This is a genomic window from Reichenbachiella agariperforans (assembly GCF_900142205.1).
GTDB lineage: Bacteria > Bacteroidota > Bacteroidia > Cytophagales > Cyclobacteriaceae > Reichenbachiella > Reichenbachiella agariperforans.
Map to the genome: position 1 here is coordinate 46,642 of NZ_FRAA01000005.1, position 26,080 is coordinate 72,721.

19 protein-coding genes are annotated in these 26,080 nt (G+C 42.8%); 6 read left to right on the top strand and 13 right to left on the bottom strand.

Going from position 1 to position 26,080, the window contains the following annotated elements; translation table 11 throughout:
* The first annotated feature begins 92 nt into the window (after window positions 1-92).
* The gene (locus tag BUB99_RS13360) at window positions 93-1,283 is read left to right on the top strand and encodes an exo-beta-N-acetylmuramidase NamZ family protein (RefSeq protein WP_073123066.1); all 1,191 of its coding nucleotides are present in this window, start codon (window positions 93-95) and stop codon (window positions 1,281-1,283) included.
* On the opposite strand, the gene BUB99_RS13365 is transcribed toward BUB99_RS13360, so the two are convergent.
* Window positions 1,280-1,663: a rhodanese-like domain-containing protein gene (locus BUB99_RS13365; protein ID WP_084190552.1), complete on the bottom strand. Its 384-nt coding sequence runs from the start codon at window positions 1,661-1,663 to the stop codon at window positions 1,280-1,282. The two genes, BUB99_RS13360 and BUB99_RS13365, sit on opposite strands and share 4 nt — an antisense overlap.
* A gap of 165 nt (window positions 1,664-1,828) precedes the next feature.
* On the opposite strand from BUB99_RS13365, the gene BUB99_RS13370 reads away from it, so the two are divergent.
* From BUB99_RS13370 to BUB99_RS13380, 3 genes are all read left to right on the top strand, one after another.
* The gene (locus tag BUB99_RS13370) at window positions 1,829-2,440 is read left to right on the top strand and encodes a DUF4136 domain-containing protein (RefSeq protein ID WP_073123068.1); all 612 of its coding nucleotides are present in this window, start codon (window positions 1,829-1,831) and stop codon (window positions 2,438-2,440) included.
* A gap of 1 nt (window position 2,441) precedes the next feature.
* A complete protein-coding gene (locus BUB99_RS13375) occupies window positions 2,442-3,038 on the top strand; it encodes a hypothetical protein (RefSeq protein WP_073123069.1) in 597 nt (198 codons plus the stop codon).
* A 91-nt stretch (window positions 3,039-3,129) separates the two neighbouring features.
* The gene (locus BUB99_RS13380) at window positions 3,130-4,863 is read left to right on the top strand and encodes an ABC transporter ATP-binding protein (RefSeq protein ID WP_073123071.1); all 1,734 of its coding nucleotides are present in this window, start codon (window positions 3,130-3,132) and stop codon (window positions 4,861-4,863) included.
* 19 nt (window positions 4,864-4,882) lie between these two features.
* Here BUB99_RS13380 and BUB99_RS13385 read toward each other — a convergent pair whose 3' ends face one another.
* The 5 genes from BUB99_RS13385 to BUB99_RS13410 form a co-directional block, all read right to left on the bottom strand.
* Entirely contained in the window at window positions 4,883-7,474 is a 2,592-nt protein-coding gene (locus BUB99_RS13385; protein WP_073123073.1) for a M1 family metallopeptidase, read from the bottom strand.
* An 815-nt stretch (window positions 7,475-8,289) separates the two neighbouring features.
* Window positions 8,290-10,080, bottom strand: a complete 1,791-nt coding sequence (locus tag BUB99_RS13395) for an ATP-binding protein (RefSeq protein ID WP_073123077.1) — start codon at window positions 10,078-10,080, stop codon at window positions 8,290-8,292.
* Window positions 10,081-10,148: 68 nt separating this feature from the next.
* On the bottom strand, window positions 10,149-12,797 hold the full coding sequence (locus BUB99_RS13400; RefSeq protein WP_170863807.1) for a CHAT domain-containing protein: 2,649 nt from the start codon (window positions 12,795-12,797) through the stop codon (window positions 10,149-10,151).
* 10 nt (window positions 12,798-12,807) lie between these two features.
* Window positions 12,808-13,791: a hypothetical protein gene (locus BUB99_RS13405; protein ID WP_139281010.1), complete on the bottom strand. Its 984-nt coding sequence runs from the start codon at window positions 13,789-13,791 to the stop codon at window positions 12,808-12,810.
* Between the two features lie 158 nt (window positions 13,792-13,949).
* Window positions 13,950-14,267, bottom strand: coding sequence for a hypothetical protein (locus tag BUB99_RS13410; RefSeq protein ID WP_073123082.1), 318 nt, complete (start codon window positions 14,265-14,267; stop codon window positions 13,950-13,952).
* 217 nt (window positions 14,268-14,484) lie between these two features.
* On the opposite strand from BUB99_RS13410, the gene dnaX reads away from it, so the two are divergent.
* On the top strand, window positions 14,485-15,600 hold the full coding sequence (dnaX, locus tag BUB99_RS13415; RefSeq protein WP_073123084.1) for a DNA polymerase III subunit gamma/tau: 1,116 nt from the start codon (window positions 14,485-14,487) through the stop codon (window positions 15,598-15,600).
* Window positions 15,601-16,013: 413 nt separating this feature from the next.
* Window positions 16,014-16,193, top strand: a complete 180-nt coding sequence (locus tag BUB99_RS13420; RefSeq protein ID WP_216011972.1) for a hypothetical protein — start codon at window positions 16,014-16,016, stop codon at window positions 16,191-16,193.
* A gap of 26 nt (window positions 16,194-16,219) precedes the next feature.
* On the opposite strand, the gene BUB99_RS13425 is transcribed toward BUB99_RS13420, so the two are convergent.
* The 7 genes from BUB99_RS13425 to BUB99_RS13455 form a co-directional block, all read right to left on the bottom strand.
* Complete coding sequence (locus tag BUB99_RS13425; protein WP_073123088.1) at window positions 16,220-18,586, bottom strand: penicillin-binding protein 1A; 2,367 nt, start codon at window positions 18,584-18,586, stop codon at window positions 16,220-16,222.
* A 68-nt stretch (window positions 18,587-18,654) separates the two neighbouring features.
* A complete protein-coding gene (locus tag BUB99_RS13430; RefSeq protein WP_139281012.1) occupies window positions 18,655-19,851 on the bottom strand; it encodes a tetratricopeptide repeat protein in 1,197 nt (398 codons plus the stop codon).
* Window positions 19,852-19,902: 51 nt separating this feature from the next.
* Complete coding sequence (gene gyrA, locus BUB99_RS13435) at window positions 19,903-22,476, bottom strand: DNA gyrase subunit A (protein WP_073123092.1); 2,574 nt, start codon at window positions 22,474-22,476, stop codon at window positions 19,903-19,905.
* Between the two features lie 148 nt (window positions 22,477-22,624).
* Window positions 22,625-23,701, bottom strand: a complete 1,077-nt coding sequence (locus BUB99_RS13440; protein ID WP_073123094.1) for a hypothetical protein — start codon at window positions 23,699-23,701, stop codon at window positions 22,625-22,627.
* Window positions 23,698-24,765 carry an FKBP-type peptidyl-prolyl cis-trans isomerase gene (locus BUB99_RS13445; RefSeq protein WP_139281013.1) on the bottom strand — a complete coding sequence of 356 codons (1,068 nt, stop codon included), beginning with the start codon at window positions 24,763-24,765 and terminating at the stop codon, window positions 23,698-23,700. Before BUB99_RS13445 ends, BUB99_RS13440 begins: the two co-directional genes overlap by 4 nt.
* Before the next feature lie 94 nt (window positions 24,766-24,859).
* A complete protein-coding gene (locus tag BUB99_RS13450) occupies window positions 24,860-25,471 on the bottom strand; it encodes a hypothetical protein (protein ID WP_073123098.1) in 612 nt (203 codons plus the stop codon).
* Between the two features lie 97 nt (window positions 25,472-25,568).
* Window positions 25,569-26,048 carry a DUF4168 domain-containing protein gene (locus BUB99_RS13455; protein ID WP_084190554.1) on the bottom strand — a complete coding sequence of 160 codons (480 nt, stop codon included), beginning with the start codon at window positions 26,046-26,048 and terminating at the stop codon, window positions 25,569-25,571.
* Window positions 26,049-26,080 lie beyond the last annotated feature (32 nt).

Here is a 26,080-nt window from a genome sequence, read left to right on the forward strand (position 1 = left end):
TTTAGAAATACGATGAGATATAAAATATGGGAAATTCAAACTTCTAAAATCTTGCTACATTCGTGTGGTGGCGTAAAATAAACCAAAATTCGATGAACAGAGATCACAATATTAAGAAATACTTGCTCGTAACTTTTCTATTACTTTTAGGGCTCAAACTGAGCGCTTGCACTCCTCCACCCGAGCAGTCTCGCCCAGTCATAACAGGTGCGGAACAATTGCATCGGTACCTCCCGCTATTACAAGGCAAAAAGATAGGACTCCTCGTGAATCACACTTCTTATATAGGTGATACGCACTTACTGGACACACTACTAAGTCATGGGATTCAGGTTCAGACAATTTTTGCGCCTGAGCACGGGTTTAGAGGTGATCTCGCCAATGGCGAAACAGTCTCCGATGGCAGAGATGAAAAAACTGGGTTACCTGTTATTTCCCTCTATGGGAAAAACAAAAAACCTAGTAAAGACCATCTGGCCGATTTAGATCTAGTCATATACGACATCCAAGATGTAGGAGCTCGCTTCTATACTTATATCAGCAGTATGCATTATATGATGGAGGCATGTGCTGATTCGGGATTAGAATTCCTCATTTTGGATCGTCCTAATCCTAATGGTCACTATGTAGATGGGCCTGTTTTGGATATGGACTACCAGTCATTTGTGGGGATGCACCCTATACCTATAGTATATGGAATGACTGCTGGAGAACTAGCACAGATGATCGTCGGTGAAGCGTGGCTCGAAACGGCTTCTGACCTAAAACTCACGATAATCCCTATCGAAAATTGGGATCATCAACAGGTTTACCCTCTGCCTATCGCACCATCCCCTAATCTACCTAACGACCAATCTATCAACCTGTACCCTAGTCTCTGTCTATTTGAGGGAACAAAAATCAGTGTAGGTAGAGGTACCCACTTCCCATTTCAAGTGATAGGCTATCCTGGAGACTCTAGTCTATTGGGTAATTTTTCCTTTCGCCCCGTGAGTATGCCTGGCTACTCCAAACACCCAAAACATGAGAAGAAAACCTGCTACGGCACTGATCTACGCTCAACCAAACCACTCAGTGCTATCAATTTAGAATACATCATCGAACTCTACCACAAGACACCAGAGGAGTTTTTCAACTCCTTCTTCAACAAACTCGCAGGCAATAGTCGACTTCAAGAACAAATCCTAAATGGACGATCTGCTCAAGAAATCAAAGACAGTTGGGAGCCTAAGCTTGGGAACTTTAAAAAGGATAGAAAAAAATATCTGTTATATCAGGACTAGGGAGTCACTACGGGTAAGCCCTCAGTGATCCAATCGGATATTCCGCCATCAAGATCATAGACTTTTTGGAAGCCATTTTCCTTCATCAACTTAGCGGTACGACCACTTCGCCCTCCACTACGACAGTAGATGTAGTAGGTCTTAGACTTATCTAACGCTAAGAGGTCATTGTTAAAGCTAGGTTGATGAAAATCTAACTGAACAGCTCCATCTAGGGCTCCATTCGCCATTTCTTCAGTGGTTCGAAGATCCAAAAGCACAGCGTCTTCATCGTCTTGGTAGGATTGATGAAAATCGTTGGCCGAAACCAGTTCTACTTTTTGAGAACTACAAGAACAAAAAATTACACTCACTACGAGCATTAGTAAGGTTGATTTCATAACAATGCTTTAAAGTTAGGTGTCCAAAATTAAGTAATTTTATTTTAGAACAAAACGAAGAATACTTTTCACTTATTTTAGTTATGTCATTTTAATTCATTCTCGAACAATGAGCCATTGATTTTTACTAATTTCGCCTATTCACTATCTAATATTATCATTTCCATGAAAAATCTCATTTTAATTCTTTTAGCCATTTCAGGGCTTTTATACGGATGTTATTATGATGATGTGACTACTGCCGACCAGCTGGATGTAGTAGCGACCAGTTATAATTTAGAAGCTATCGAATCTGGAAATTTCATCACTTATTCTATCCCAGACTCTATTCTTCATCATGATGCAAACAATGATTCTGATCATCAGTTTGATCAAATTATTCTTGACGAGATCAAACAAAACCTAGATGACTATGGCTATACAGAAGTAAACCCTAGTCTCACTACCCCGGACCTCATCGTTCTACCCGAGGTACTGACCAACGAGCAGTACGAATGGGGTGGTTGTTGGGACTGTTGGTACTGGTGGGATCCATGGTACCCTGGTTGGGGATGGGGGTATTACCCTCCAACACCTGGATATGTCTATTCGTACGAGACGGGATCTATCATCATCACCATTATTGATCAAAATGCTATACAAGAGCAAGATGAAAACTCAAAGGCACTATGGGTCTCCGTTATCAACGGGGTGCTTCGCCAAAATTTGACTAAAGCCCGCATCAATGAGTTAATCGATCAAGCCTTTGTCCAATCTCCATATTTAGACCAGAATTAAGATGAAACTAAAATCAATCATATTAGCGCTAGTCCTCATAACTAGCTTCAACGTTGCGCGATCACAAGAATCCCTGTTCATAGCCAACTGGTCTATAGCGATACCTGTGGCCGAATTAGTAGACTACACAGATCAGCCTAGCTTCGGTGGATTCAACATTGGTGGCCGAAAATTCATCTATGATTTTGTCTCATTCGGGGGCTATGCGGGATGGCAATTGTACCATGACAAATCCACTGGACTACACGCTGTCAAAGACGGTCTAGATATATGGGGTAGAAAAATTCGACATCTCAACATCTATCCAATCATGGCCAACGTCCATATATACGGTGGTCAAGACGGAGGAGTCAGACCTTATTTTGGTATCAACACAGGGGTATCGATCGTCAATGAAAACATACAAATAGGTCTCTGGGAAGTATCCGAAACCACTGGAAACTACACCCTATCTCCCGAAATCGGTGTTTACATCCCAGTGGGTTTGAGAGGTGGTGGACTAAACCTCAGCGCAAGATATGATCAAGCCTTTCAGTCTTCAAATGATTACCAAATTCAGTCATTTATCATCAACATTGGTTACGGTGTAGGGTATTAATCTTTAGATCTACTTTTTTTATCTTTCATAATCTTAATCTATTTCGTAAAAGCTGCGTAAGTAGGTTAAGATTATTTTTTTACCCCTTTCTATGAGTCAAAAAACTACACTCGGTCAAGTATTCAAGACCATCATCCTACCCAGAAAAAAACTTCTTCTCATCGGTTTAGTATTGATTATCGTCAGTAGACTGGCGAGTTTAATTCTACCGGGCTCTAGCCAGTACCTGATGGATGATGTGATCGCCAAAGGTGACTATGAAATGCTCAAAGTCCTCGTAGCAGTCGTAGGCGGTGCTATCGTAGTACAGGCCATCACCAGTTATGCGCTGACTCGCCTACTCAGTGTAGAGGCACAACACTTGATCGCCCAACTCAGAGTCAAGGTGCAAAAGAAAATCATTCAGCTCCCGATCAACTTCTTCGATAACAATAAGAGTGGTGCACTGGTCTCTCGTATCATGAGTGATGTAGAAGGCGTCCGAAACCTTGTCGGAACGGGCTTAGTACAACTCTTTGGCGGTATTCTCACTGCCATCATTTCCCTAGGGCTGCTCATCCGAATCAGTCCGATGATGACGCTATATGTACTGATACCCGTGGGAATCTTTGGTTTTATCTCCATGAAAGCCTTTAGTTACATTCGTCCGATATTTAGAACCCGAGGCAAAATCAATGCGGAAGTAACCGGCAGACTCACCGAAACACTAAATGGCATTCGTGTCATCAAAGGCTTCAATGCCGAAGAACAAGAAATCAAAACCTTCGAAGCAGGTACGATGAAGCTCTATGACAATGTCAAGAAAAGCCTCACCTCTACTGCCATCGTTACCAGTTCGGCTACTTTCCTGCTCGGAATCGCCTCTACAGGTATCATGGGTATAGGAGGATACATGATCATTCATGATGACTTGACGATTGGCGAATTCCTGTCTTTTACCCTCTACCTAGGGTTTATGATCGCACCCATCGTGCAGATGAGTAACATCGGCAGTCAACTCACAGAAGCCTTTGCAGGTCTGGATCGAACTGAGGAGATCATGACCATGGATAGCGAAGATGAAATCAGCGAACGAGACATTATCCTAGATCAGGTATCTGGTGATATCAAATTCGATCAAGTCTCTTTTGCCTATGAAGAAGGCAAGAATGTCATCAAAGAAGTATCCTTCGAGGCGCCGAAAGGCAGTGTTACTGCGCTAGTAGGCACATCAGGGTCTGGTAAGTCTACGATCGCTGGATTAGTAGCTTCTTTTATTTCCCCTGCATCTGGGCAAGTGATGATCGATGGGAAAGATCTATCAAAAGTCACACTCCAGAGCTATAGAATGAATCTGGGTGTAGTATTACAAGATGATTTCCTATTCGAGGGTACAATTCGAGAAAACATCCTCTTTCCTCGTCCCGACTCTAGCGAATCAGACCTCATCAACGCAGTGAATGCTGCGCATGTGAGAGAGTTCACGGATCGGTTCGAAGATGGATTAGATACTGTAATCGGCGAACGTGGCGTCAAGCTATCAGGAGGCCAGAGACAAAGAATCGCTATCGCAAGAGCGATTTTGGCTGATCCCAAAATACTGATCCTAGACGAGGCAACTTCCAACCTAGACACGGAAAGTGAATCTTACATTCAAGAAAGTCTCAAATCACTGATGAAAGGACGGACAACCTTTGTAATCGCACATAGGCTCAGTACTATCAAACAGGCAGATCAGATACTCGTCATCGAGGGTGGACAAATAGAAGAATCTGGGACACACGACCAACTAATCCAAAAAGAAGGACGCTACTACGAACTCTACACCTATCAGGCTAGAATCTAATTCGATATACTCCGTCTAATTATTCTCCGAGATATTCGCTCAGGTTCTTCTCTGATCGAAACAAGAGATCGGAAGACTGCAGCAGTTTGTTGCGCGTATGCACATCGAGTGGTGCGGTCTCTATAAAATCACGAACCGTCTGTACTGCCGTAGCAGAGTTGTAACCATATAAGGTCTGATCTAGCCATCGTTTCGTAAAGAAAATATCTCCAGTCTGCTGTAGTTCCGCCAGCAGTTGCAGCGATGGTGCGATCATAGCCACAGACGCTTCGTTTCGTATCGGGTGATGCAAGTAGTACAAGGCAGAAATCACCCAAGGTTCATTTTTACGATTGGCTGGTTTTTTGAGTCCTTCGAAAAAAGACATCCTAACCGCCGAGTCATGCGACACAGCTGGCTGGATAAACTGTAGTCGTTTGATCCTATCCTCATTGTCCATGCGATCGATCTGCCAATCGATATATGACTCATCCTCTGCTGTCCCTTTGAGCGCAATATTGAGGGCAAGACTCTCGAACTGACGGCTGGAAAGCATGATCCCATCGGGCAGCCCTTCACTTTCCCAAAACTGTTTCATGCGATCTACAGCTTCTGGCGAAGATGCCATACGTATATAGGCATTGAACAGCGATGTCTTCACTTGCACATCCTCTACCGCATCTAGTTTTGCGAGTAGTGTAGATTCGATCTGCGCCACATTATCAGCACGCATCGATCCGTTAAAAAACTGGTCATATACCTGCTCTAGATTGGACAGTAGATACGCTATAATCATCTCATTCTTTTCCTCTCTGAGATAGTTCTGTAGGAAATAAAAATACAACTGTGGGTGAAAACCTTCTTGGAGTAGATACTCATGAAGATTGATGTAGGCAGCCCCACGAGTCAAGTCATCTTCATAACGAGACAGATCTACCCTAGCACGATTAAACAAAAATTCGCCCTTGATATAACCTAACCCATGGGTAAACACGCCATAACCTTGACCACCAGCATTGAGCAATATCATGCGACTATCTTCTACAGTAGCATTGATTGGCAATACGGTATGTATCTTATCTAACGTCAAATTCTCTTTCACAAACCCAACCTCATCCGAGAACATGATATCCGAATACTGCGGCCAGACTCGGCCTTCACCTTTCGGATCATGCTGTATGATATCAAACTCATTGACCGCCTCACTGCGCACTTCTTTGAGCTCAAAGAATGGCATTCCCGTCTGGTAAACCCACGCTTGATTGAAAGCAGACAGATCCTCTCCCGATACCCGCTGTAGGATAGTCATTAGATCCTCCCAGTCCGCGTTGCTGTAAGAAAAACTATCCAGATAGTCCGTCAGTGCAGACTGCAAGACGCGTTCCCCCACACGCTGCTCCAACTGCCGCATCATGATAGGTGCCTTGTCATAGATGATGTTGCTGTACATATTCGCTGCCTGATTGAGATTAGCCAATGGCTGTCTGATCGGTACAGTACCCGCAGTGCGGTCTACAGCGTAGGCACTAGGATAATGATCGTAGAGAAAAACTAGATCATCATTAACCTCAGGGTACAGTTGAGCCACGATCTTGTCTGCCATAAAACTGGCAAAAACCTCTTTCATCCATACATCGTCGAACCAAGTCATGGTCACATAGTTGCCAAACCACATATGCGCGGTCTCGTGTGCTATCAGTGCTGCACGTCTGCGTTCTGCCTCTGCGGTAGCAGAAGATTCCAGCATGAGCAAAGAGGCCTTGTAGTCAATCACACCTGGATGCTCCATTCCCCCAAACTGAAAACCCGGAATGAGGGATACCCCAAACTTCTGGAAAGGGTAAGCAATCCCCGTATAAGACTCCAGCCACGCCAAAGACTGAACGTGCAACCGAAGTATCTCATCCAAGTTCGTCTCCAACATACTGTCTATGGGCTCGCGATGCATGACTTCCATGGAGAATGTGCCATTTGATAAAACCTGCTTGTCAAAATCCCCCACGACAAAAGCAAACAAATAGGTACTAATAGCCTCTGTCTTTTCAAAAACTACCTTTACCTGATCGCCATGAACCGTTTCTTCCTTGACTTTGGCGTTAGCCATACTTGACCATCCTGATGGATAATCGAGCGAAAGGCTAAACGTACTTTTTAGATTCGGCTGATCAAAACATGGAAAAGCACTTGACGCTTTGTTGGGTACGAACAGTGTGTACATGTAGTCTTCTGTCCGATTGAGGGCTTCCGCTCCTGCGACAAAGTCAATTTCTATTTCGTTATAGCCTGACTTTAGTTGATCACTTGGGATGAAAAGGTGCTCATTTTCTTCATAAACCTCTTCGGTCTCACCATTAACGATCCATTTGGTGATGTGCTGTTTCCCCTCCGTAAAATCCAATATCAAATCCTTTGGTGTTTTGATTTTGAAGGAAAGAGTTGCTTGACCGAGTACAACCTCATTTTGATCTTTTGGGATGGTAAAATGCAAATCGTAATGAATGGATTTGATCCACTTCGCACGATCATCTGCCAGTTCCTTGGACACACCTGGCACCAACGTCCTCTTGGGTCGCTCAGAACACGACACCCCTACCATAGCACCTAACCACAACCAAAAAAGAATTGACCTCATATCGTTAACATTTTAACGCTAAGCTACACATGAGACAGGACTTCTTGTTGTTCAGGTTGTTTAAAATATTGGAATAGATAGCAAAGAGAGCACTATAATAATCAATGGTTCGATTTACGTTGTTCATTCTTATACCTCATCACCTCCTTTGTATAACCATTTGATCACAAATGACAAAGGAAGCGATGAGAAGTACAAATTCACGTCACCAAGTAAGTCATTCACTCCCATTACATCGTTCCAAGGAGAGTTAGGTTGGGGGTATTCAAAGGTAAGGCTACCGAAGACTAAAGCTTACTTTACCCTGAGGCTGAGGTTGCCTTACCTTGGGGTTGGGGTTGCCTTACCTTGGAGCTGGGGTTGCCTTACCTTGGGGCTGGGGTTGCCTTACCTTGGAGCTGGGGTTGCCTTACCTTGGGGCTGGGGTTGCCTTACCTTGGGGCTGGGGTTGCCTTACCTTGGAGCTGAGGTTGCCTTACCTTGGGGCTGGGGTTGCCTTACCTTGGGGCTGGGGTTGCTTTATCTTGGGGTTGAGGTTGCTTTACCTTGGGGCTGGGGTTGCCTTACCTTGGAGCTGGGGTTGCCTTACCTTGGGGCTGGGGTTGCCTTACCTTGGGGTTGGGGTAACGGTTAGTCAGGAATATTGCCCCACCAACACTAAAACCAAACACCTATATCTTGGTGTTTCACTAAGATTAGCCTTACAAAGCATCCGTCTATTTGATCAAAGGATGAACACAAAAATCGATCCGTTTTGAAAGCTAGAACCTCTTCTCGTTGAGGAGACAATGATTTTAAAACTTGTTTTCTAATGTTCAAAGCTTTTTGACATCTTGTGGAGCAGCCTGAAAAGACACGATAAAGGCCGTACCTTCTCCTAATGTCGATTCGCAGCGAAGGTTACCCTCTAAGAGTCCTATGTATTTGCTGACGATAGATAGGCCGAGTCCATTGGACTGTTCTCCTCCTGTAGCTTTAGCAGTCAATACCTGAAATTTATGAAACATTTTAACCTGGTCTGCCTCAGAGATACCAGGCCCTTCATCTCGTATACTGATTTCTATGTCTTCCCCTACTCGGTTCGTACTGATATAAATGCTCTTTTTAAGAGGAGAAAACTTGATGGCATTGGATAACAAGTTGTCAAACACATGGAAAACAAACTCATCCAACCCCATAATGTAGGTACCTTCCTCCAAATCTGTCTCTATCGAAATACTCTTTGCCGCTGCTGCTGAAGAAAAATTCTTTGCTATCTCTGCGAGCAGCTTACCAAGGTCTACGGGCTGGTACTCGTCTATTGTGCGAGACTCTATCTTTTCGATATCCAGTATCCGTGTCACCATGTCACTCAGACGCTGTGACTCGGTCGTGATGTGGTGTAGCATCTTGGTTTCTCCTTCTTCCAGTTTCAGGTCAGCGCTCAAGATCTTTGAGATGCTGTTGATGTTATTGATGGGAGCACGGAGGTCATGCGATAGGATGTGAATGAAATTATTTTTGTCCTGATTCACAGCGATGAGTTCTTCGTTTTGCTTTTCGATCATTTCCTGATGTTCGAGGAGCTGTTTATTCGCTTTGGATTTGATCCAACTCCGGTTGAATAAGAAGAAGGCAATAACCACCGCAAAAGCAATGATAACCAGCATGAGGTTCTTGACACGGGTCTGACGCTCTACCTCCTGACGATTTAGTTCTAGTTCTTCGTCCATGAACATTTTTTCCTGCATCAGGAGGACGACTTCTTCGTCTTGATGGTTCGAGAGATTCTTGATGAATGCATTGAACTCCGAGCCGAAGTAGCGCTGTACACTCCCCTTCTTGATACGCGCAAATTCAGGGCTTGCCAGGTACTCATTGAAGGGAGCATCCCAGTCCGAGTTATGATTAAAAACCACGCCCAACCCATGCCCTTTCATGGCAAAAGCATTGAGCCGTTTGATAGGCCAGTTCTGATCTAGCGCCAAAAGATACCGCGTCAGGTCGCTATACCCAAAACTCCTAGGCGTAGCGGCCACTTCTTGGATGATCTGTGTACTCTTATCTATGTACTTCAACTCAAACCCGAACTGATTAGCTTCTTTGATCCGTTTCAGGTTCTGATCATAAGTCGTACCGAGTACAGAGATCGCTGTATAGTCGCTGTATGGATTGCTAAAATCCTCCTCATGCAGGACTGTAGGGTTGGTCCTATGAGTCACCAAAACCTGAAAATCAGGGAAGTAGGGATTGGAGAATTTAACATTCCGCTCACGATCAGCAGTCCATGAGATGATGTCTAGACCTATGTCACCCGCATTCTCTTCATTCTGTATTTGCCCGAATATCTCGGCGAGGGTTTGCCACTCGTGCCATTTGTACTGAATTTTTACGCCGTATTTTTTGGACAAGAAACGCTGAAACCCAATCATCATCTCATACTCCAGCCCTTCTAAGACACCATCGTTAGAAAGCAGAAAAGGCTCATTGAGTTTGTACTGTATTGTAATGACACCCCCTTTGTTTTGCTGCGCCTGCTGCCATGTCAAGTCACTTGCTTGCGCGCTTGCCAAAAACGAAAACAGTACCACTATCAACCAAAACCGCAAGAAAAAAGTCCTTTTCATAATTCCAGTTTGATAAAAAGTAACGGTGTAAACTTAGCCAAAACAAAACACATCTCATGATGACCGGTTTATCTCCCAACCAAAACAAATGGTGCCCAATAGTAAGGTGCTGAAAAATCGTCTGAACCAATCATTTTCAATTTGGCTTTTCTCAAATCATCACTATACCCTTCCTGATCCGAATGATACAAGTGGTTTTGGTAAAAGGAAATCATCATATCTGAGGTAGATTGATCATTGACCTGCCATAGTGAGACCATGAGATTTTTAGCACCTGCGTACTTAAGCGCACGACTCAGACCTATCACGCCCTCTCCCTTCGAAATCTTACCTAACCCCGTCTCACAAGCTGACAGGGACACGAGCCCTGCATTGAGTTTGAGATTATATATTTCGCTACAGTACAGCCTACCATCGCTGCTAGCAGTCGAATGCATATAGATTCGTGACTGATCTGGATTGGACTCGTTAACTACCCCATGCGTAGCAAAGTGTAGATAGTGGTAGCTAGACAGATCGCCTACCAAAACTTCCTTGGATGCATCAGCCCTTACCGCCATATTTACCTCTACATCATTCCCTCCAAAAAGGTATTTGATCTCATTCACTTCGTCCATAGTCGCAGGTAGGTCTGACATTCCATCCAAACGATCAAAATCCACTGGCGCAATCAATAGCACTTGCCGGTTGGCAGCCGTCGGTTGACTGGATATATTACTGAGGTATAGCGTGGCACTATAGTCATAGTTTACCGCTGCTTGCTCTATCAAATATCGGTTCCCATCACGATCAGACTTTACTAAACTCTCGAATGGAATCGTCGACAACACTCCGTCAGGCAATATGGTCAACGTATGCAACGGGTCTATCCCAGACGGTATCAAGGTCTCGTACATTTGTTGGGATATATCCATGAACTCTTCCTGCATCTGGTATTTGATGGCGTTTCTCATACCTATGACTTTACCACTCCAATTTTGCCCTATCTCGACCTCCGTCAATATTGACTTTCGGTGCGTCACCAAGAATATGTAGATTTTATCCTTTGCTGTAAAGTAAGACAATACACCTTCTCCTTCGGCCAAACTAACTTGCAACTCTGACAAGGTCGCTAGATGCGTATCATATTTCAATTTGAAATACTCAGGGTGTTTTTCTTCCAACAAAGACACAAAATCTCTCAATGCTGACTCATAGGTAAAGAGTTGATTTTGAAACTCGCTCCGCTGCACATCTGAAATATCCTGCAACATCATCTGCTCCAGCATATCAATTTCCGTTTTCAGGCTGTCTTCAGTAGCAAGATCCTCATCCGAAATACCCGCAAAGTGTTTGGCCTTTGTCTCCGTAATGGCCTCTAGCAACACAGCCGCTTTACTTCTCTCCATGAAATCAAAAGCGATATCCAGGTAATGCTTGCGTTGAAAAGTCCGCTCGCTGAGGTACTTGGAGACACTGATCCCGTTTTCATAGACATCTGCGGCAATAGCCGCCAGACGGAGCTTGTCCTGCTCATTGATGCGCTGCTGACGAATCTTACCGATCAACTCGTCACAGCGCAGGTAACTATCCAGTGCGCCGTTGATATCTCTCAGCTTTAGCGACTTCTCAAAATGTAGCGCCTCTAAAGCCTGTGCTTTGGATTGTAGAGAGGACAATAAGATTTCTGCGTGGTAGTAATTTTTAACCTCTGGCACATCATACAAGTCCTCATACTGCTGATCGTAGAGGTTGGCATAGATCGATTGTTGATAGTAGCTCGCTGCTTGCTGGTAATCCTTTCGTTCTTGGTACAGCTGCCCGATCAAAAAATAGGTATTGGCCACATCTGGATGCTTCTCTCCGTGTAGCGACTTATACATTGCCAAAGCTTCTTCTTGATAGGTCAACGCCTCATCATAGGCGCCCTTCAATTTGAGAATACGCCCCCTACTACTCAGTGCAAACGCCTTATTGGGATGATCCCCAGCGTACAGTTTCGTCCACATACTATCCAGCCTATCCAAATAATGCAAAGCATCTTGATAGTTGCCCAACCCCACTTCGGCAAAGGCCAAATTGATATAACACACACCTATCTTTTGACGGTTTTGATCTACATCTGACTGATAGTACCTCAAGGCACGATTGAGATAAATCATACTTTGACGTGGTTCATCCTTGATATAAACAAGACCTATATTGTTGTTAGAGTCTCCTAACAGTCCATCAGGAGCACCGAGCTGCTTTCGCATCCCAAAAGCTCTCTCATGATACTGCAGTGCTAAGTCATCGTTTCCATTGTTCCAGTACGCTATCGCCATGCTTTCATAGCACTCGGCTTTATCCAATGTAGCGTCAGAGATATTCGGTTCAGCTAGAAGTAGTTGTTCCAGAGCAAGGTCGTTTCGCCCCACATGTAGGAGCGCACTGCCCATCAGTAAGCGTGTCTGCCCTACCAACTCACTTGTGTCTTGCAGGTATCCGTGGGCAAACTCCAAGATGCGCTCTGCTTCTTGAATAGACACGTCGATATGGCCTAATGCTAGTTCACAGGTCGATATCTTGAGCCGAGATACTGCATAAGAATTCCATTGTTTGTTTTCCCAAAACTGATCCGCCAACTCAGCATACATCTGATGAGCCTCCAGATACTGTGATGACTCTAGCAGTTGATTGGCTTTTGCCATATCCTGTGCATGTCCAGTCCATACCATTGTCCCAAATAGTATTATCAAGACGAACGCTTTAAAATCTATACACATAGCTCAGACTGGTTACATAATTTCTGGTCAATCCATCTGGATTAACTTTTCGATCCGTTATTTTCTTTCCATACAAAAACTTAACCCCACTGTTGACATTAAAACTATAGCCTGCCCCTAGCAATGCCGTCAAAGCCAGTCCAGTTGTGCCATCTAGCTTCACGCGCTGGTCAATGTCGAAATCGTACACTTCGTCTTTAGTGATTCGATATATTGGTAGTAGCCCCACATTGAAGTTGAAATTCGTGAAACGAAAATTTCTCTCCACTCTCAGCATCACGTCTGTTCCTCTTTTGAGATTATTAGCTAGTGGATACTCAAATATATAAGGGTCAGGTTCAGCGTGCGGCTGCCCATTAGGGTATCCAAGCCACTGTCCCCACCTGAAGTCATTTTGATTTTGCGTGAGGGCTATCTGAATACCTGTTGCGAAAAGCCATTTTTCGTTGATCCAAGCCCCCCCAGCAATGAAGTCGTAAGAACCCAAACTGGTTTGATAATACATAGGCAAATCCTGACCCTCTGACAAGAATTCATTGTTTTGCTTTTCGATATCTGAATGATTTGAAGGAATCTTGGTACCAACAGTTGCACTAAGGACACCTTTTTTTGTCTCTAGTAAATTTCGAGTTAAACTCAGAGATATGTCTCCTAAGCCTCCAGTATCTCCTAGATTACCCGTCACAGTCTGGTAGGGCACTTTGGCTTGTACAAACAGTTTATTGGTGATGGAAAAAGTCATATCAGCCGTCAATACATAGACCACTGGAGACAATGTCGTCTTACCACGATAGGCATTGATCTCTACCGACCGGAGTTTAACGTCTACTTTTTCACTATAATATTGGTCAGGCTTCATGGCTCCCATGGTGCAAAACCCTGCATCACTACAACCTTGTCCTAGCATATCAGACCACGTCACTACTAGTAAGAGTAGCACTAAATAGGATATTCTTAGTTTTTTCAATGAGTTTGGAGTTATATTGATTTTGAATCGTAAATTAATGACTTAACGGTTTAGAATAGAATTATTACAAATAATCTAGCACTAAACGAAAAAACCGAAGTTTACACATCGGTTCATTTCATTCCTTCACAACAGAAGGGAGCACATAATTCAAACGGCTACTTTTTCAAAGTAGCAACTTCTTGCTCAGTCATAGGTCGCATATACTTTTCTTTCACCTTGCCTTCACGGTTCCCGTGCCACTCACGCACCCAATAGGTCTTCCTCGACAAATGCCCGTGGATCACAGCCTCTACTTGTGCACCATCTTTTTTGGTGATCATCACATGCTGATGTATGTGAAAGGCATGCTTTTCAGACACATCTCCTGATTTCACCTGTTCTTTATTCTTTTTCGTTTTGCCATCCTCCTGACATAAAGCTGTAAAACAAATAAACAAACTGAAAACAGAAAGTAATAAAATTCTCTTGTACATAGCTATTAATTAATTGGTTGAAGTATCTAACTTATTATCAACAAATCTAAGGCAGAGGCATCATGCAAACAATTCTCATAGTGCAAATAATTATAAAAATCACCATACTAAATTCAGGCTAACTTGTAGAGCATAGCAATTCCCCACTTCCGAAATTTAAATAAGAATATTAACCTACGACTTGTAGATATATCAAACGCATGCTTAAATTGCACGCATGGAGAATTTCGTAGTATCGGCAAGGAAATATAGACCTCTGGGCTTTGATGAAGTGGTAGGACAAAGCCACATTACGACGACTCTAAAGAATGCCATTGACAACAATCACTTGGCTCAGGCACTGCTTTTCTGCGGACCTAGAGGAGTAGGTAAAACCACTTGTGCGCGTATTTTAGCGAGAATGGTCAACAAATTCGATGACCAACAAGGAGGTGAACAAGTCAACGCACTCAACATCTACGAACTCGATGCTGCCTCTAACAACTCGGTAGAGGACATCCGAAACCTGATCGATCAGGTACGTTATCCTCCTCAGCAAGGTTCCTTTAAAGTCTATATCATAGATGAGGTTCACATGCTCTCGAATCAGGCTTTCAATGCTTTCTTGAAAACCCTCGAAGAACCGCCTTCTTATGCGATTTTCATCCTAGCGACGACCGAAAAACATAAGGTCATCCCTACTATATTATCTAGATGTCAAATATTTGATTTCAACAGAATTGAAATAGATGACATTACCTATCAGCTCAAAAAAATAGCTGAGAGCGAAAACATTGACGTAGAGGACGAAGCGCTACATCTCATTGCTCAAAAAGCTGATGGTGCACTCAGAGATGCGCTATCCATCTTTGACCTGATTGTAACATTTTCATCAGGTAACAAAGTTACCTACCAAGACACAATCAAGAATCTTCATATTCTTGACTATGATTACTTTTTTAAACTGACCGAAAATCTATACGCTGAGAATGTATCTTCATCACTACTGATCTATGACGAGATTCTAAGAAATGGTTTTGATGGGCACAACTTCCTCGTAGGTCTGACGGAACATTTTAGAAACCTCATGGTCTGCAAAGACCCTGAAACGGTGAAGCTACTCAACGTATCAAAAAGCATAGAACAAAAATACATCGAGCAGGCAAAGGCAGTGAACCTGTCCTTCCTCATGTCTGGCCTCAATATCCTGAACCAAGCAGATTTACAGTATAAGTCTAGCAAAAATCAGAGGTTACATGTAGAGTTAGCCATCATGAAATTAGGCTATCTCAAACAAGCTTTTCAGTTATCTACAGGCACAGAGCCCGTAAAAAAAAAATTAGCGACGGCATAAGCGCAGAAGCTTCTACCAAAAGTGCTTCTACAGCTTCGCCTTCATCGACTCTAGGATCCACACCGTCTGCAGACTCCTCCGAGCGTAAAAAGCCACAATCAGAGAAGCTAACTCCGCCAGAAAAACCACAGACCAAGGCCAAAGAAACGCCTAGCCTGAAAAACATTTTCAACAAACCAAAGGCAGAAGAGATTTCTAATCAAACCAAAGAAGAGGCTCCCGTAGTTGTTGAATCTCGTCCAGTCACGAAAGATGATATTGTCAGAAAAATAACTGAGTATGTAGAAAAATTCTCTCCATCAGTCTCTGTCAAAAACGTACTTAAACGTCCTTTTCAGCTAAATGAGCTCACCATTGAGTACCCTATCTCTAACCGTGTGGAGGCTACTATGGTGCAAAATGTAGAAGTAGAGATGTTAGAGTTCCTAAGAAAGGAATTAAAAAATTCTATGATACAGGTCAGCTACAAGTTCTCTGAAAATCAGGAAGATCGAAAACCATACACCAGTACTGAGATCTTCGCTGTGATGGCTAAGAAAAACCCTAGCCTACTTAAACTGAGAGATGATCTAGGGTTAGATACAGAGTTTTAAACACCATGATCTCCTGTAGTCTCGTTCTACTTATTCCTTTTGAATAGTTTTTTCAATTTCTTAAAGACTCCTTTATCCTCTTCTTCTTTGCTTTCTTCTTGATCATAGTCATCACTCGGTTCCTCTTGATCATAGCTTTTCTCTTTGGGTTTCCCGTCTTTAGTAAATAAGCCCTGAAAGAAATTTTCTTCCTCTACCCCTACACAGTCCAAGTCTTCCATGACCTCTTGATCGGGTGTCGCAAATTGGGCTTGTGTGATAGAACGATAATCTTGGTCGGCATTCAGCTTTTGATAGAATAATCCGAATATAGGTAGTGCCGAATTAGCGCCCTGACCGTAACGGGTATCCTTGAAATACAGACCAGGGTTGTCTGCCCCTACCCAACTAACAGTGACTAAATTAGGCGTCAGCCCGACGAACCAACCGTCTCTATTGGATTGAGTCGTACCTGTTTTTCCAGCTATATCATTGTCGAGTTTATATTTCCATCTCAACCGACTTCCTGTCCCTCCTGCTTCAGTCACTGCCTGAAGGAGTTCCTGCATGATCTGGTAAGTATACTCACTGATTACTTGCTCTTTTGGCCTTGGCTTTTCTCTAGTGTATATATCTTCTCCATCAGCATCTACTATTGAGGCTATCATATAAGCCTCCTGTCCTCGACCCTGATTCACAAAGACACAGTATGCCTCTGCCAGCTCCGTCATACTAAGCTCGGCTGTCCCTAGAGCCAGTGATGGAACTCGAGGTAGATGACTATGAATGCCTGCGTCTTTGGCCAAATCCATCACACGATCCACCCCAGCCTTCTCCATCATCTTCACTGCGACTGTGTTGATAGAACGGGTCAGAGCAGCTTGCATAGACAGGTATTTATCATCATACTCATCTGTTCCATTGCTGGGTGTCCAGTTTTCGAAATTGGTATATGTTATCGTCTTACCTGAGATATGGTCACATGGGTCTACTCCACTTTCCAATGCAGCGGCATAAACGAAAGGCTTGAAAGTTGATCCTACTTGTCGTTTGCTTTGGTTGACATGATCATATTTGTAGTAGTTATGATTGACACCTCCTATCCACACCTGTATAGCTCCCGTAGTAGGCTCTAAAGCCAGAAAGCCTGCATTGAGCAATTTGGCATAGTGCTTCAGGCTATCAATCGTACTAGCATTCATGAGAGCTTCCTCATCATGATCCCAATCAAACCAAGGCATATCGGACTTAACAGACATAGAATCAAGAATCTCCTGATGTGTATAACCAGCTACCTTCAAGTGTTTGTAGACAGGACTCTGTATGATGAGGTTGTTTATAAAGTTACGGTCACTTTTCCATGGTGCCATTTCTCCCCAGTTATTTTCAAAACTACGTTGTAAGGTTGGCATATGCTCTCTTAAGGCCTCTTCAGCCTTTCTCTGCATACCTAGGTCTAGCGTAGTATATATTCTAAGTCCATCCGTATATAGGTTATATTGAGACTCATCACCTTTTACGTGTTTGGAAAGAAGTTTTTTGGCTTTAAGGCGTACTTGCTCTAGAAAGTATGGTGCAGTAGCATCAGCAGTTCGCACTTTGGTATATTGCAGTGCTGTTGGGGTTTCTTTGATCTCATCGTACCGTTCCTTTGTCAGGTAATCATATTTAACCATTTGATACAAAACCACATTTCTTCTGGACTGACTTTTCTCAGGGTGGATTCTCGGGTTATAGGTATTAGTAGCTTTGAGTGAACCAATAAGTGATGCTGACTCGCCTAAATCCAATGCAGATACAGGCTTGTTATAGAACTTCCTCGCCGCTGACTCTATGCCATATGCATTGTCTGGGAAAGAAACTGTATTAAGATAGAGAGTGATGATGTCCTCTTTGGAGTAAATTTTCTCTAAGCGCTGTGCGGTGATCGCCTCTTTGATTTTAGCAATTGCTAAACCAAGCTTTCCATTTTTCTCTCTGGGGAAAAGGTTCTTAGCCAACTGCTGTGAAATGGTACTGCCCCCACCCGAAGAGCGATCACCAAGAATAAGCGTCTTCACCAAAACACGCCCCATACTGAGATAATCTATCCCAGAATGAGAATAAAATCGAGCGTCCTCCGTCGCGACGAGTCCTTGTACGAGGTGCTCTGGCAGATCATCAAAAGAGATAGAAGTACGATCGAATAAATAAAACTTACCTATGATCTGCTCGTGCTTATCATAAACAATGGTAGACTGACTGTTGGAGATGTTTTCTAGCGTCTTTTGATTGGGGAGTGCACCCCACATTCCTAAGTAGATACTGGTAATGAACAGGGCAAAAATAGACACGCCGACAACCATCAGCTTTACACCAAAACGGATCAGCTTTTTACCCCATGTTCTTCCCTCTACTTCTTTCTTCTTAGCCATAAAATTTGTGCACAAAAAAACCCTGACGCAATGTATGCAATCAGGGTTTCTCTAAATATTGTTATTTCTTACTGAGCCGCTTCTAAAGCGTCAACTTTGTCTAGGACAGCTTCCGCCTTATCCATCATTTTCAACTGTGTGTACATCTGCTGCAACGCTTTCAAGCCGTCGATATCATCTGGCTTAATGCTAATTGCTTTTTCCATGTATGGCAATCCTTGCTTCAAAATAGCATCTGCCTTTTTGATTTTAGCAGGACCATATTTGTCATAGCTTTTAAGATCCATGTCTCTTACTTCGTCATAGTATCCTTTCGCCATGTTGACATAAATCACACCAGCATTGAAGTTAGCGATGTAGTTATCTGGGTCGATCTTGATCGCATTCAAGTAGCTTTCTTTAGCCTTTTCAAAACTAGCATCAGCTTCTGTTTGCTTGTCTTCACTTGCCTGCGCAGAACCTAAGTTGTCATACAATACACCTAGATTCAAATGTAAATTAATGTTGTTTGGATCTTCTTCGATCGCTTTTAGCAATTGTGCCTCGGCTTCATCTAGTTTGTCCATTGACAACAACAAGCTGATTTCTTCTTGTCCGAATCTACTGTCCGTTGGGAATTTCTCTTGCGCTGCTCTCGTTACTTCGAGTGCCTTCTCTGAGTTTTCTGATTGTCTCTCATAAAAGATAACAGAAGAGTAGATGTCTTCATTGGCGATATCCAGTTCGATCATTTTGTAGTAGTAAGCCAAAGTCTTTTCAACTTTACCACCTTGCTGTGCTGCTACACCCGCATAAAACAATGTCGTAGAATCTTCGCTCTTTACTTCCAATGCTTTCTCAAATTGATTTAAAGCTAGGTCATAATTTTCTTCCCCATATGCAGTACCACCAGCATTTAAGAAGTTGCCCCACATTTGATCCAAGTTAGTCGTAGCGATCAAGTAGTATGAGCTATTCTCTTTCTCCATAGACAAAGTCTTGTTATATGCCTCTACAGCTTTTGCTAGAGCCTCTTTATCAATCGATTTGTTTGATTCATCTTCACTTGTAGCAATGGCTTGGTATATTTTACCTCTAGTAAACCAAGTTTTTGACTTCCCAGCATTTTTTTCAATAGTAATTGCCACATCAATCTCTGCCTTTGCAGAAACCAATTCGCCTTTGGTCAGATAAGAATCCGCCTTGGTCACCGATCCTTTCTGTGCGAAAGAAATGGTACTCATCATGATAGCAATAGCTAATACAAGTATTCTTTTAGTGTTCATAATTTCCAATTGTTTGCGTAATGGATTTTTGGATAATCCTGTCTTAATTGTTTATTGATTGTTATCTGTTTCTTCTTCTGAAGAACTATCTGTAGCGTCTGGATTTTCGGAGCTATTTTCAGGAGTATCTTCTCCTTTCATTTCTTCGACCTCATCGCTTTCAATTCTTTCGATTTTTTCGACAGATGATATCTCATCATTGTCACCTAGTTTGATCAATCTAACTCCCTGCGTCGCACGTCCCATGACACGTAGTGTGTCCACGGCCATACGAATCGTGATGCCAGATCGGTTGATAATCATCAAGTCATCTGTATCGATGACCTCCTTGATAGCAACAAGTGCGCCAGTCTTTTCGGTGACGTTCATTGCTTTCACTCCTTTACCGCCTCTTTTAGTGATCCTATAAGCGTCGATCTCTGAGCGCTTACCATATCCTTTTTCAGATACGACAAGTAGGTTTGCATCTTCACGAACGATACACACCATACCCACTACATAGTCATCTGCACCTTCTAATGCCACACCTCTAACACCAGAGGCCGTTCGTCCCATAGATCGTACATCTGCCTCATGGAAGTGAATTGCTCTACCAGACTTTTTGGCAATCACGATATGATTATCGCCATTGGTCAAGCTTACATTAAGCAACTTATCTCCTTCGTGGATACTAATGGCATTGATACCATTTTGTCTTGGTCTTGAGTATGCTTCTAAAGCGGTTTTCTTTATTGTACCTTTTTTGGTACACATTACGATAAAGTTGTTTTTGATATAGTCTTCATCGCTGAGTGTCTTCACGTTGATCACCGAACGAACTCTATCGTCTGGTTCGATATTGATCAAGTTTTGGATGGCACGACCTTTTGTCGCTTTACCTCCTTCTGGGATTTCCCAAACTTTCTTCCAGTAGACCTTACCAAACTCTGTAAAAATCAACAAGTAGTTGTGTGCAGTCGCCACAAAAAGGTGCTCTGTAAAGTCATCCGTTTTGGTCGCAGCACCTCTTGATCCTACTCCACCTCGACCTTGGGTCTTGTACTCTGTCAGTGCAGTTCTTTTGATATAGCCCTCATGGGAGATCGTGATGACCATCTCATCGTCAGGGATCATGTCTTCAGCCGTGAAGTCGTCCGCAGCGTGCTCTATATCAGATCTTCTTTCATCACCATACTTATCCTTAATTTCGAGGAGTTCTGTTTTGATGATGTCCATTCTCATATCTTCACTCGCCAAAATAGCATTCAAGTGATCGATGAGTTCTTTGATTTCGTCGTATTCTTTCTGAATCTTCTCTCTCTCCAGACCTGTGAGACGCTGTAGTCTCATTTCCAGAATCGCTTTTGCCTGAATCTCAGACAGACCGAAATTCTCCATCAAACCAGTTTTAGCAATCTCGGGATCCCTAGAGTTTCTGATCAAGCTGATCACTTCATCGAGATTATCCAAAGCAATCAAATATCCTTCTAAGATATGTGCTCTTTTCTCTGCCTCTTCTAGCTCGTACTGCGTACGTCTAATGACTACCTCGTGCCTGTGTTCTACAAAATGAACAATGAGGTCTTTCAAGTTCAACGTATGCGGACGCCCCTTGACCAGTGCCACATTGTTGATTCCGAAAGAGGATTGTAATTGCGTGTATTTATATAGGTTGTTGAGAACAATGTTAGGGATTGCATCTTTTTTGATGTCGTACACAATACGCATACCATCTCTATCTGACTCGTCACGTATATCGCTAATACCTTCCAGTTTCTTATCATTGATCAAAGCAGCAGTCTTTTCGATCATGTTTGCTTTATTGACCTGATAAGGAATCTCATGGACGATGATCTGCTCTCTACCTGTCTTAGTCACTTCGAAAGTAGCCTTGGCACGTAGTACGACACGACCTCTACCCGTTTCATATCCTGACCTAACTCCCTGGTAACCATAGATCGTTGCCCCTGTCGGAAAATCTGGCGCAGTGATATGCTGCATCAGCTCTGGGATATCAATTTCTTTGTTATCAATGTATGCCACGATACCATTAACCACCTCGGTTAGGTTGTGAGGTGCCATATTAGTAGCCATACCTACTGCGATACCAGAAGTACCGTTGACCAATAGGTTAGGAAATTTGGCAGGTAACACAGAAGGTTCCTTCAGTGAATCATCAAAGTTAGGTTGGAAATCTACCGTACGTTTGTTGATATCCGTCAACAACTCTTCCGCCATTCTTTTGAGACGCGCCTCTGTGTAACGCATCGCAGCAGGTGAATCACCATCCACGGATCCAAAGTTACCCTGACCATCTACCAGCGGATATCTAAGCGACCAATGCTGCGCCATACGCACCATCGTATCGTATACAGATGAGTCACCATGTGGGTGGTACTTACCGAGTACCTCCCCGACTATTCTTGCTGATTTCTTATATGCTCTATTGTGTAGTACCCCTAAATCTAACATCCCATATAGTACGCGTCTGTGTACGGGTTTCAAACCGTCACGCACATCTGGCAATGCTCTGGATATAATAACTGACATTGAATAATCAATGTAAGCACCACGCATTTCATCCTCGATATTGATAGGAATAATATGCTGATCCCCTATAGGAAAGTCTTCGTTATCTTCTGCCATAAATAGTTAATTGAAAACGCATTTTTCAAGCCTGCAATTTAACTAAAATAGGGGCGAAATAGCAATATTTTTAAATAAAGAAAGTGCCTTAAATGCGTCAAAGAAATGGTTAAAAAAACAGCTTTGTAAACAACTGTTTTTCAGTTACTTAATAAGGGTTGATTTTCCTCTTATTTCGCCACTTGTATCTCCAAAGTTTGCGATGATTCTGTCCCACCTTTGGGTTTTGGACTTTCCAAATTGGCTGACCTCTTACCTCAGTGTACCGACCAGTTTCGGGATCTACAATCACATGCTTGAGCTGTACATGATCACTTTTCATAGGAGTTCGTGGGATTTCGGGAATGGTAATACTAATTCCGAAGTTAATGTTGAATGAAGGCGTGTTATGCTTGATACTTCCCATGCTTGGCATAGCCATTTGGTAGGATTGAAAATTATAAGATGGTTTGACCACTACACGGAAGTACTCTGAGAGATTTTTTTCGATAGATATACCGAGATTAAAATAGACACTTTGGTTCATGAGTGCCGTATTGAATTTATCTCCGAGATACTTTTCTTTCCCGAACTCTACTTCCCCAGCAAAAGAGTAGTCCCAAAAGTCATAGAATTTATATCCCACCATCCCAAAATACTTGAACTGAAATACAGAACCGATGTTAGGCTCATAGTTTCGAACCCCCAACCCCTCTACGGTAGGTTTAAGCGAATTAATTTTCTGATACAGAAAGGATACACCTCCCCCTACTCTAAAGCCCTTGTAGTTAAAGCGCACGCGTAAATTCAGCGGGACAGCCCAACTGGTTCTTTTAAATCCTAGACCCAACGAATCAGCGTTAAAGATACGGTCACTATTGACCAGTAGAGGATTGTTTACTGGATTGGAAATACCAGGATATGGCACATCAAAAGTATCCTCTAAGTTTACTGGAATTCCAATCTGGGGATCATTGAGCCAGTTTTCGTAAGTTTCAAACTCCAAAGGGAGTGCTTCGCCCGTATTTTCAGTAATGTATTGTCCCGTTTGGGTTTGAATCAAATAATAACCAGATAGACTGTGTTTGTAAGTTGTCGCATTGTAACCAGTACTCACTGTCATAGAAAACATATTGAGTACAGCCCGTACTGGAGATCGATAGATATCCTGCTCAGTGTACTCGTACTCCTGTGCTACTGCGCTCCATGAGATAACACAAAACCATATGATTAGTTTATATCTCAATTGACGATGGGTTGAGGTTGCAACAATTCGACTTCAAAAACAAGAATTTGATAAGGTGAGACTTTACTTGCGTAAGTGGGTATCACATCTTTCTCGACCAGATAGTCCTTTCTATTTCTAGGTGTGACAAAGGCACTTGCCCCGTAAGCCGTACGTGATGGCATAATCAGCAACGCACGCTCTTCTCTTTCCATCACGTCTACTCCGGCATCCAATCCAGTGATCACTGCCTGATCATTCAATGGGAAGGAAAAGAAGTCACTACCAGTAGTTCCATCAAACGAAGAGCCACTCGCATAGCTTTCCATTTTATAAGCCAGATACTGGATATCTGCCAATTCTCCCGCATTGACTGTTTGGTTAGATTGTCCCTCTTCTGTACGCTTGTAGTAGACTCCTGATGGCAAAAGCTCCACAGAGTCCACGGGTAGGTACATCGTAGTATCTCTGACCCAGACACCACCGATCATGGTACTATCGATGATCGCACTGTCCAGTTTCTGTTCAGAGATAAATGCTTCTATCATCAAAGTTTCTTCTGAATCCTGTTCGGTCTCCGACTGTATCCCTACTAGCTCGACCGTCATGATGATCACACTATTCGCTGGGATGATAGAGGACAGCTCATCTAGCCCTTCATAAGCCAATGATGTAGGGATATAAAAAATGGCTGTATCTCCTTCTTCCATCAATCCTAATGAAATATCTAAGCCTACCGGGAAAATTGATCCCGTATTGAACTGCATTTTTACAGGTTCGTTGCTTCCATTGTTGGTAACTGCATCATAGGGCTGGTTGTCTACTGCTTGGGCAGTGTAATAGATGGACAGCACATCGCCTGTGCTTGCAGATATACCGGATCTGTTTTCGGTAATGATTTGGTAGTAAATGCCTGATTCATCTTTTTGGGTAGAATCGCTCAAGTCATTCTCTTGGAGATAATCCAAAATGATGGCTTCTTGCGCAGCATAAGCTTCGTCTACCACCTCATCTTCTTTACAAGATGCGAGGATAGCCACCGCCACCAACAACATAATATATGGGTAAAAAACGTGTTTATTCAAATCACCTACAATTGAGACACAAATTAGATTGAATAACGCCGTAAAAGAAAATTAATTATAGAAAAATGTAAGGAACTCCCCCTGTTTACCAGAATTAATGCACTTCGAATGTGGCACAGAAATAATGAAACAGCGGCACTTTATTCAACCCCAATTTGTCCCCGATCGCCAATAGACGTTCGTGATCCGTCTTAGTCATACTGCGCGGACTAATAATATCTTCGTCGCTATCTAGGAAAAATGAAGCCAAAAACCGGATGAAAATATAGGGAGTAGCGAGTACTGCTTTTCGATAATCATCGAGCGTTACTTTCACCTGTGGATCGTAAGGTTGCTCTAGACTAGCAATATCGAATGATTGCTCCATGGCGATTCGAATCACCGCTAAGAATTTCATCTCCCAGATATCGTACTTAGACAGCAAAAATTTCATTCCGAAAACCACAGGGTCTTTCCCCCAGAAATAGCCTCCTTTGGATAGTTTTCGAGCCTTTTTGTTCAGTGCCATTTCTTCAAAGAAACTCACCTGGCCATCTGCCAGTGCTACTCCAACAGTAGGTGCCATCATGATGAGGGAGAAAAAGTCTTGATCGGAAATTTCTAAATATGGAGCTTCTGCTTTGACAAATTCCTTTTTGAGTGCTGCAGTAGCCTCAATCACATCGTCTAGTGCAATGAGGCTTTCAATCTCAAATTCTGTAAACATGGTTTAGATATGGTTTAGTCAGTCGATAGGCGTTCAATATATACATATCGGTTTACAAATCAGAGCAGAAACTCCATATTATCAACAAGATAACCTCCTATCCTTCTTGCTCCTCTGTGGCTGGTTGCTGCAAGGTTGCGACGATTTCATCATAACTTTCTTTCAGTGCAGGGTCTGCTTTGAGTGCTTTTTTGACTTTGTTGTAGTTGCCAGCACCTAGATCATCTTTGATCGCTGCAGTATAGTTGGTCTTAAAATTTGCCTTCAATACTTCGATATTGCTCTGAATGGAATCATAGGCAGCCAGTTGCTCTGGGGAAATCTCTGCTGCTGCAAGCTTAGCACTGTCTCCATTGGCCTGTTTGATAGCATTGAATGTACGTCCCATGTCCATCAATGGATCATTCTTCACCATGTCATTGGTTTTGGCCTGCAAATCTGCTTTCATGGAATCTATTGATAACATGACCTTGGCATATTGGGTAAGTTCTTCTGTTGTTATTTCTTCTTCTTGCGCTTGTGCTACAAATACCGCCATGCTCAAAAGCACTGCGGATAGTACTGTTCTAATCTTCATAAAATGTTTAGTGTTTATTAATTACCAACCAC